This window comes from Streptomyces sp. NPDC044033 (assembly GCF_056434425.1).
The window spans coordinates 59,188-65,993 of record NZ_JBWKFF010000010.1 but is presented as its reverse complement, the minus strand read 5'-3'; the positions used below and the strand labels follow the sequence as shown (position 1 = coordinate 65,993).

General features: G+C 71.1%; 4 protein-coding genes. All 4 read right to left on the bottom strand.

Annotated elements, in window-relative coordinates; all coding sequences use genetic code 11:
- Positions 1 to 110: 110 nt before the first annotated feature.
- The gene (ilvC, locus tag AC07AB_RS19165; RefSeq protein WP_478568035.1) at positions 111 to 1,109 is read right to left on the bottom strand and encodes a ketol-acid reductoisomerase; all 999 of its coding nucleotides are present in this window, start codon (positions 1,107 to 1,109) and stop codon (positions 111 to 113) included.
- 108 nt (positions 1,110 to 1,217) lie between these two features.
- Complete coding sequence (gene ilvN, locus AC07AB_RS19160) at positions 1,218 to 1,742, bottom strand: acetolactate synthase small subunit (RefSeq protein WP_363132186.1); 525 nt, start codon at positions 1,740 to 1,742, stop codon at positions 1,218 to 1,220.
- A gap of 47 nt (positions 1,743 to 1,789) precedes the next feature.
- Positions 1,790 to 3,688: an acetolactate synthase large subunit gene (locus AC07AB_RS19155; RefSeq protein ID WP_478568032.1), complete on the bottom strand. Its 1,899-nt coding sequence runs from the start codon at positions 3,686 to 3,688 to the stop codon at positions 1,790 to 1,792.
- A gap of 205 nt (positions 3,689 to 3,893) precedes the next feature.
- Complete coding sequence (locus tag AC07AB_RS19150) at positions 3,894 to 6,788, bottom strand: putative bifunctional diguanylate cyclase/phosphodiesterase (RefSeq protein WP_478568029.1); 2,895 nt, start codon at positions 6,786 to 6,788, stop codon at positions 3,894 to 3,896.
- Positions 6,789 to 6,806: the final 18 nt, after the last annotated feature.

Sequence of the window (6,806 nt, the reverse complement as noted above, 5' to 3'; positions counted from 1 at the left end):
TACCCCCCCCCCCCCCCCCCCCCCCTCCCACCCCCCCCCCCCCCCTCCTCCCCCCCCCCCCCCCCCCCCCCCCCCCCCCCCCCCCCCCCCCCCCCCCCCGCCGGGTGGCGTCACGCCTCGTCGTCGACCCAGCTCATGAGCTTGCGGAGCTTCTTGCCGGTGGTCTCCAGCAGGTGGTCCTCGTCGGCCTTCTTGTACTCGTTGTACTTGGGCAGACCGGCGTTGTACTCGGCCATCCAGTTCTTGGCGAAGGTGCCGTCCTGGATCTCACCGAGGATCTTCTTCATCTCGACCTTGGTCTGGTCGTTGACGATCCGCGGGCCACTGATGTAGTCGCCCCACTCGGCGGTCTCGGAGATCGACCAGCGCATCTTCTCCAGGCCGCCCTCGTACATGAGGTCCACGATCAGCTTCAGCTCGTGGAGGCACTCGAAGTACGCGATCTCGGGCTGGTAGCCCGCCTCGACCAGAGTCTCGAAGCCCGCCTTGACCAGCGCGGACGCGCCGCCGCACAGCACGGCCTGCTCGCCGAAGAGGTCGGTCTCGGCCTCTTCGGCGAAGGTCGTCCTGATGACGCCGGCGCGGGTGCCGCCGATGCCCTTCGCGTACGAGAGGGCGAGCGCCAGGCCGTCGCCGACCGGGTCCTGCTCGACGGCCACGATGCACGGAACGCCGCGGCCCTCCTCGTACTGGCGGCGGACCAGGTGGCCCGGGCCCTTCGGGGCGACCATGGCGACGGTGACATCGGCGGGCGGCTTGATGAAGTCGAAGCGGATGTTGAGGCCGTGGCCGAAGAAGAGGGCGTCGCCGGCCTTGAGGTTGTCCTTGACGGACTCCTCGTAGACCTTGGCCTGGATCGGGTCCGGCACCAGGATCATGATCACGTCGGCCTCGGCGGCCGCCTCGGCGACAGGGACCACGCGCAGGCCCTGCTCCTCGGCCTTCACCTTGGACTTGGAGCCCTCGTGCAGCCCGACGCGGACGTCGACGCCCGAGTCGCGCAGCGACAGCGCGTGGGCGTGGCCCTGGCTGCCGAATCCCAGGACCGCGACCTTGCGGCCCTGGATGATGGACAGGTCTGCGTCGTCGTCGTAGAACAGCTCGGCCACTTCGGGTATCTCCTTGGAACTAGCGGGTTGCCCACACAGTACGTCGGGCTGGGGGAGGAAGGTCCGGGGGTCTCGCGATGCGGGCGGCGCGCCGCGGGACGGGGTCGGTCAGGCGCTGCGGTCCAGGGAGCGCAGGCTCCGGTCGGTGATGGAGCGGGCGCCGCGCCCTATGGCGATGGTGCCGGACTGCACCAACTCCTTGATGCCGAACGGCTCCAGCATCTTCAGCATGGCGGAGAGCTTGTCGGCACCGCCGGTGGCCTCGATGGTGACGGCCTCCGGGGAGACGTCCACGGTCTTGGCGCGGAAGAGCTGGACGATCTCGACGACCTGGGAGCGGGTCTCGTTGTCGGCGCGGACCTTCACCAGCACGAGTTCGCGCTGGATCGCCGCGTGGTCCTCCAACTCGACGATCTTCAGCACGTTGACGAGCTTGTTGAGCTGCTTGGTGACCTGTTCCAGCGGCAGCGACTCGACATTGACCACGATGGTGATGCGGGAGATGTCGGGGTGCTCGGTGACACCGACGGCGAGCGAGTCGATATTGAAGCCGCGGCGGGAGAACAGGGCGGCGATCCGGGCGAGGATGCCGGGGGTGTTCTCCACCAGGACGGAGAGTGTGTGCTTGGTCATGGGCTCGGTCTCTCTTCTTCTTCCTGCTTCGGCGCTGTCCCGGCGGTTCAGTCGTCTTCGTTGTCGCCGAAGTCCGGGCGGATGCCCCGGGCGGCCATGACCTCGTCGTTGGAGGTGCCGGCGGCGACCATCGGCCAGACCATCGCGTCCTCGTGGACGATGAAGTCCACGACGACGGGGCGGTCGTTGATGGAGTTGGCCTTCTCGATGACCGCGTCGAGCTGGTCGGGGCTCTCGCAGCGCAGCCCCACGCACCCCATGGCCTCGGAGAGCTTCACGAAGTCCGGGACGCGGGTGCCCTGGGTCTCCGCGGAGCTGCTGCCCACGTTGCAGCTGAGGCCCGCGTTGGTCTTGCCGTTGTGCAGGACGGTGTTGGAGTAGCGCTGGTTGTAGAAGAGGGTCTGCCACTGGCGGACCATCCCGAGCGCGCCGTTGTTGATGATCGCGACCTTGATCGGGATGTTGTTCAGCGCGCAGGTGGCCAGTTCCTGGTTGGTCATCTGGAAGCAGCCGTCACCGTCGATGGCCCAGACCGTACGGTCCGGCCGGCCCGCCTTGGCGCCCATGGCGGCCGGCACCGCGTACCCCATGGTCCCGGCGCCGCCGGAGTTGAGCCAGGTCGAGGGGTGCTCGTAGTCGATGAAGTGGGAGGCCCACATCTGGTGCTGCCCGACGCCGGCCGCGTAGATGGTGCCCTCCGGGGCCAGCTGGCCGACGCGCTGGATGACCTGCTGCGGGGAGAGGCTGCCGTCGTCGGGCAGGTCGTAGCCGAGCGGGTAGGTCTCGCGCCACCGGTTCAGGTCGCTCCACCAGGCACCGTAGCGGTCCCCGGCGGCCGTGCCGAGGTGGCCCTCCTCGTGCTCGGCCTGGACGGCGACGACCAGGTCGGCGATGACCTCGCGGGCGTCCCCGACGATCGGGACGTCGGCGGTGCGGTTCTTACCGATCTCGGCGGGGTCGATGTCCGCGTGCACGATCTTCGCGTACGGGGCGAACGAGTCGAGCTTGCCGGTGACCCGGTCGTCGAAGCGCGCGCCGAGCGCCACGATCAGGTCTGCCTTCTGGAGCGCGGTGACGGCCGTGACCGCGCCGTGCATGCCGGGCATGCCGACGTGCTGCGGGTGGCTGTCGGGGAACGCGCCCAGCGCCATCAGGGTGGTGGTGACGGGGGCGCCGGTCAGCTCGGCCAGCACCTTCAGCTCGGCGGTGGCCCGCGCCTTCAGGACGCCGCCGCCGACGTAGAGCACCGGGCGCTTGGCCTCGCTGAGCAGCCGGGCGGCCTCGCGGATCTGCTTGGCGTGCGGCTTGGTGACGGGGCGGTAGCCGGGCAGGTCGGTCTGGGGCGGCCAGGCGAAGGTCGTACGGGCCTGGAGGGCGTCCTTGGCGATGTCGACGAGGACCGGGCCGGGGCGGCCGGTGGAGGCGACGTGGAACGCCTCCGCGATGGTCCGGGGGATTTCGGCGGCGTCGGTGACCAGCCAGTTGTGCTTGGTGATCGGCATGGTGATGCCGCAGATGTCCGCCTCCTGGAAGGCGTCCGTGCCGATCGAGGCGGAGGCGACCTGGCCGGTGATGGCGACGAGCGGGACCGAGTCCATGTGGGCGTCGGCGATCGGGGTGACGAGGTTGGTGGCACCGGGGCCCGAGGTGGCCATGCAGACGCCGACCTTCCCGGTGGCCTGCGCGTATCCGGTGGCGGCATGGCCCGCGCCCTGCTCATGGCGGACGAGGACGTGCCGGACCTTCGAGGAGTCCATCATCGGGTCGTACGCCGGGAGGATCGCACCGCCGGGGATGCCGAACACGGTGTCGGCCCCGACCTCCTCCAGCGAGCGAATGAGGGACTGCGCACCCGTGACGTGCTCGACGGCGGCGGGCTGCGCCCCGCCGGAACGCGCTCGCGGCTGCGGATGGTGGGCCCCGGTGGCCTGCTCGGTCATCGACATTCTCTTCTCGAAGATGAGGGATTTGGGGTGATCTGCGAGGTGTCAGTGCAACAAAAAACCCCTCGTGCCGTGAGGCAAGCGAGGGGAGCGCGCCGGGAGGAGTCCGCAGGGCCTTCGTGGATGGCCCTGCTCAGCCGACGCGCTTTCCAAGTACGAGAATTCGGGTGCGCATGGGACTGACCCTCTCTCCGGCGCACCTGGAGTGTCAAGTGGGTGGGACGGGGGTCTCACTATGTGAGCGCAGCGGCGAATGCGCGAGCGATCCCATACCCCGTGAGACGACGGCCCGGACCGGTAGCGGGGCGCCGACGAGCGCATGGTTCCGGTCGTCGGGCAGCTCGGTCCACAGCCCGCCCGGCACCGGGTAGTCGCCGCGCTCCAGGGCGCGCCGCAGCCGGTGCTCGTCGAGCGGCCCGGAGAAGGCCATGCCCAGGCCGTGCGTGCACCCCATGGCGCGCAGCGCGCAGACCTGTTCGGGCCGGTCGACGCCGTCCGCCACCGACTGGAGGCCGAGGTCGGTGGCGATCCGCAGCAGCCCGGAGGTGATCTTGTGCAGCCGGGCGGACTCGACGACGCCGTCGACCAGCCCGCGGTCCAGCTTGACCACGTCGATGGGCAGCCGCCGGAGCGCGCTGATGGCGGCGTACCCGCTGCCGAAGCCGTCGAGGGCGATCCGCATGCCGAGCCGCCGCAGCGCGACCAGGCGGTGCTCCAGCTCGTCCAGGGGCACCCGCGGGTCGCCCCCGGACAGCTCCAGGATCAGCGCGCCGGACGGCAGCCGGTGCCGGGTCAGCAGCGCCTCGACGCTCTTGGGCGGCAGCGCCTTGTCCATCAGCCGGCTCGCGGACAGCCGTACGAACACGGGCACGCTGTGTCCCGCGCGGTACCGCTGCGCGGCCTGCTCCACCGCCTCCTCCAGCATCCAGCGGCCCAGCTCCGCGATACGCGCGCCGCCGCCCCCGCCCCGGCCGTCGTCGGCGGCCCGCATGAATTCGGCCGGGGTGAAGAGGATGCCCTGAGCCGAGCGCCAGCGGGGCTGGGCGCCCACCGCGGTGACGCGTCCGCTGCCCAGCTCCACGACGGGCTGGTGCAGCAGGGCGAACTCGCCGTCGTGCAGCGCCGTGCGCAGCCGGGTGGCGAGCTCGGCGCGGCGCACCACGTCGGCCTGCATCTGCGGCGCGTACATCTCGACGCGGCCTTTTCCGGCCTGTTTCGCGCGGTACATCGCGAGGTCGGCGTTGCGCATCAGCTCGCCGGGGGTGGTCCCCGGCTCCGCGAAGGCGACGCCGATACTGGCGGCGACGCGGACCTCCGTGCCCCCCTCGACCTTGTAGGGCTGGGAGAGCCTCAGGCGCAGCCGGTCGGCGATCTCGTACATGCGGTACTCCCGCGCCGCGGGGTCGCGGGTGCCGTCGCCCATGATGAGCGCGGCGAACTCGTCCCCTCCGAACCGGGCCGTGCTGTCCCCGGCCCGTACGGACTCCTGAAGGCGGCGGGCCGCGATGACCAGCAGCTCGTCGCCTGCCTGGTGGCCCACGGTGTCGTTCACCGCCTTGAAGCCGTCGAGGTCGATGAAGAGCACCGCGGTGCCCGCGTCGGTGGCCCGGCGGCCGCTCAGCGCCTGTTTGACCTTCCTGGTGAACAGCGCCCGGTTGGGCAGGTCGGTCAGCGGGTCGTGCTCGGCGTTGTGCTGTAACTGCGCCTGGAGACGCACCCGTTCGGTGACGTCCCGGCAGTTGAAGATGAGGCCGCCGTGGTGGCGGTTGACCGTGGACTCGACGTTGAGCCAGTCGCCGGTGCCCGAGCGGAAGCGGCACTCGATGCGGGTGTTGGGCTCCTCGGCCGGCGGCGCGGCGAGGAAGCGGCGCACTTCATGGACCACCCGGCCGAGGTCCTCGGGGTGTATGAGCGAAGCGAGCTCGGAGCCTTCGAGTTCGCCCGCGTCGCGGCCGTAGACGCCCGCGGCGGCGGGGCTGACGTAGCGCAGTATCCCGGTGGGCGCGGCGATCATGATGACGTCGCTGGAGCCCTGCACCAGGGAGCGGAAGTGGTTCTCCTTGTGGGCCAGCTCCTGCGTGAGGGAGATGTTGTCCAGCAGCATGATGCCCTGCCGGACCACGAGGGCCAGCACGACCGTACAGCCCGTGAAGAGCACGACCCGGTCGATCCGGCGGCCGTCGAGGACGTTGTAGAGGATTCCCAGGGTGCAGACGGCGGCGGCGAGGTAGGGCGTGAGGGCCGCCAGGGAGCCCGAGACGGGGCGTCCGGAGTGGTGGGCCACCCGGCCCGGCGGCGGGGCCTGCACGGCCTCGTCGCGGGCCACCCACGGCGCGTACGCCATCAGCATGGAGCCGGCGAACCAGCCGGCGTCGAGGATCTGCCCGGAGCGGTAGTGCTCCCGCAGCAGCGGCGAGGTGAACAGGGCGTCGCACAGCACGGTGAGGGCGAGCGCGGCGATGGCCGTGTTGATGGCCGAGCGGTTGGCGGACGAGCGGCGGAAGTGCAGCGCCAGCACCATGGAGACCAGCACGATGTCCAGCAGCGGGTAGGCGAGCGAGAGCGCCGCCTGGGCCACGTTCTCGCCCCGGAAGTGCGCGGTGTGGGCGAGCGCGAGGCTCCAGGAGAGGGTGAGCAGTGAGCCGCCGATGAGCCAGGCGTCCAGGGCCAGGCAGACCCAGCCCGCGCGGGTGACCGGCCGCTTGGCGAGCACCAGCAGGCCGACGATGGCGGGCGGCGCGAAGAGCAGGAAGCAGAAGTCGGCCACGGACGGGCTCGGCACGGGCTCCTTGAGCACGACCTCGTACCACCCCCAGACGGCGTTGCCGAAGCCGGCCATGCCGGAGGAGGACGCGAACAGGAGCCAGGCGGGTCGAAAGCGGCTGCTGCGCCTGCGCCAGTACCAGAAGCAGGAGGCGGAGGCGAGCACGGCGGCGCCGCTGAGCCCGAAGTCGCCCATGAACAGGGCGGCTTCGGGCGACCCCCAGCCGAACGCCGCGCCCGTGGCATAGCCGCCGCAGACGAGGGCGAGGAGGAGCTGCGGCAGCAGCCCCGAGCCGCCGCGCGCCGACTGCCGGGGCAGCGCCACGCCTGAGGCGCTCACCGCGCGGCCGTCCCGCGC